This window comes from Candidatus Bathyarchaeota archaeon (assembly GCA_026014725.1).
GTDB lineage: Archaea > Thermoproteota > Bathyarchaeia > Bathyarchaeales > Bathycorpusculaceae > Bathycorpusculum.
In genome coordinates, this window is sequence record JAOZHV010000006.1 from 1 (window position 1) to 3,227 (window position 3,227).

The window sequence follows — 3,227 nt, forward strand, 5'->3', positions numbered from 1 at the left end:
GACTCGCAGTCTGTTGACTCCGCTGGCTCAGCGCTGGTTGCTGAAGCTTTCGACTCGCTGAAGAAGGTGCAGATCGGCATTGCTGGCGGGGACTTGGCTGCTGCATCCGTTGCGAACCAGATGCCGTGGGTCATGGCTAACTTCGCCTCCGGCACGACGGTAGCCGCCTACAAGGACGGCTTGCTAAGAGCTGCCTTGCGGGACGACTTCTGCACGTACTGGCCTGTTGCAAGCAGCAACATGATCGGCGTGGGCGGACCCATCGCGAACCTGTTCTCGTACTACGCGAACGACTGGACAGACGCGTTCTACGGCATATGGGACTTCGCAGGCACAGCCTACAGCAACAAAATCGCGCCAATCACGTGCTGGAACAGGGCTTGGTATGGCTCTTACAACACGTATGAAAGCAGCGACACCGTCGGCTACGCCGTCATCGCCACCCACAAAGACATCAACGGCACAGTGCTCTTCACCGTCTGGGGCAACTGGGGCAGAGACACCTACTACGCCTCGCTCTGGCTGCACGGTGACGAAGCACGCGGCCTAGAACCAGGCATCATCGAACTGCAACGCGCGCCCGCAGGCGTCACCGCGATAATCCTCAAAATCAACTACAGCCCCAACCCGTACCACCCAACGTACACGATACCTGAAGTGCTCGGCACCATCAGCGAACGCATGTGGTACGACCCAGGCGCCAAAGACGTCACCAACCCCTACAAAGGCGGCATACACGACCCATAAAACACAAACCCCCTTTTTCTTTAGTCAAGCCCAAGCATCACCAGATAGGATCATAAACCTTATAGCTCCCATTCGGAGCTGCAACTTTTTCATGAAAACTCAGAATGCAACTAGTTTATCAAGACACCACCCAACGCGGTTCTCAATTACGACACTTACCTTTCAAACAAATCTGTAATTGGCGAAAACACACGTTCATAGCAACCAAGGCATTGGCAACTTAATATTCCTATTTTGCATGGTTCCTGTTGTTGCATATTCAGGCACACTGCTTACCACGGATTTTGTGTGGTCTCGTGGCTGAACGCGAGTGTAGCCTGAGCGTCAGCTATTCTTCTCAAACTGCAACTCCAAAGGAATCGCCGGTCAATATTGCGCAATAAGCTCTGCAGAAAAACGACCAACCCCTAATAGTCCAATTTTTGAACGCCTAACCAATCAAAGACTCCGCGGACATTGAACAACTTCTAAGCAATCCAATGCTATCACGCGCCAACCATTATTACGCATCTCTTCCACCTTTCTCGAAGTCCTCCTTACAGATTTTGCCCGCTCCTCAAACAAGACTTTATGAACGATTCCAATGCCAATAGTAACACTGCATAAGCTTCCACAACAACTTCGTCATCCCTCCATATCTGAAGAACCATTTTGCGTCTTCATCTGCCAATCACAAGCAATTGTTCTACCTACATCCGCGTTTCTGACAGATTCCCATTTTTCCTAAAGCATAGTCAATTTTAATAATAGTAAAATTCAAAAGCATTTATTAACACTGTCATAAACTGTGAGCTCCCGGACCTATCCAAGGGATATTTTGCCAAACTTGACAAAGTGGCTGCATCGAAGAGAAGCCTGCGAAGTTTCATAAAAACATACAAACCGCAAAAAGCATTAATAGCAACAAAAAACTTCTGGGGCTGCGAAAAAATCGAAAACACCACATTAATCTTTGCTCCAGCACACTATATGTAAAACAAAGTTCCTCTAAGCGACTGTTCAAAAGAACCAAATGTCCAATCTGGTAATTCTCCGCATTCATCATCATTTTAATCACTTTAACTGCACTCTCTCCTGTTGTGGAAGCCCTTTTCGCCGTTGCCTTTTAATGCTGTATGCACAAATTCTAAGACAGGTGACTTAAAACGCAAAACCCAGTTTTATCTGTTGCCAGCGAGTATCACCGCAAACAGCAAGATGCAAGCGGTCATAGCCACAAGTCAACAGCATCAATGTTGAAAAAAATGTGCCAACGGAGCGTTTGAGTTATTACTAAGGGCAAACCCTGGACAGTAGAAGAAGAAATACAGCTAAAAGCGATGGTTGACGCAAAAACACCTATTGCAATCGTTGCCGAAAAACTCGGAAGAAAACCAAACGCCATACTGGTCAAGTGCAAACGCCTAGGATTAACCAACTACAAAACGGCTCTGAACGCCGCGGTTACATTGCCAAAGGAACTTCCAAGCATTGAAGAAACACTGAAAAAACTTGCCGCCGCGCTAGAGGCAGCAAGCACGCCTGGGATAAACAAAAATGAAATTCAAAGGCTCCAAGTAATAGCCACCTTAGCGAAAACCTACAAGGAACTCCTAGCCGACTACATCAACTACCGCGAAATCGAAACCAAACTAAACGCTATGGAGGAAAAATATGCCCAACTACTCCAAAAAGCCGAGAGCCTACCGCCCAAACCAGATCCTGCCCAAATGGCGCAAACTCCAACTCAGTGAGCAGCTAATCCAGCAAGCTCAAGCCATCAAAATCCAAGCCTCAAGCACTGACCCCATAACATTCTTCAAAGAAATCCTAGGCTTCACGCCCTTCGCCTACCAAGAAGAATTCGCCCGCATGTTCACGGAAAACCAGTTCACCGCCGCTCGATGGTGCCGACAAAGCGGCAAAACCATCCTCATATCTGCACTCCTGCTATGGTATGCTGTAACGCACGCAAACAGCCAAATCGCCATCGTAGGACCATCATGGCGCCAAACCAAACGCATACTCGCACGCATAGCACAATTCACACGCAAACTACCACCCAACATAGCTTTCAAGCCGCAACGAACACTAATTCACTTCACAAACAACAGCACAATCGAAGCCTTCCCCAACAACCCAGAAACGATTAGGGGACCATCATTCAACATAGTCTACTGCGACGAATTCAACTTCGTAGCCAACGACCAAGAACTCTACGACGCTATACTATACACTCTAGGCGCCACAAACGGCAAATTCGTCTGCAGCAGCACCCCATGGCACACAGACAGCATATTCTACAGAATCTTCAACCACAAAAACTTCACCGACTTCAAAACCAGCCACATACCCGTAACAAAAGCGCTAGAGCCAAACGGACCGCTAAAACAAAGCATAATCGAAAAAATACAAACCCAAATGGGCGAAGACCCAGCCAGATGGCGCCGCGAAATGCTCGCCGAATGGGCAGAAGACGAAGACGTCTGGCTAACCCAAAG

3 protein-coding genes are annotated in these 3,227 nt (G+C 48.1%); all 3 read left to right on the forward strand.

The window, feature by feature from the left end:
• Positions 1-747, forward strand: a 747-nt coding sequence (locus NWE95_00730) for a hypothetical protein (GenBank protein ID MCW4002426.1), incomplete at its 5' end; no start/stop codon positions are given.
• Positions 748-2,066: 1,319 nt separating this feature from the next.
• A complete protein-coding gene (locus tag NWE95_00735; protein ID MCW4002427.1) occupies positions 2,067-2,480 on the forward strand; it encodes a hypothetical protein in 414 nt (137 codons plus the stop codon).
• Positions 2,401-3,227: terminase family protein (locus tag NWE95_00740; protein MCW4002428.1), on the forward strand; the 827-nt coding region annotated here is incomplete at its 3' end. The genes NWE95_00735 and NWE95_00740, both read left to right, overlap by 80 nt.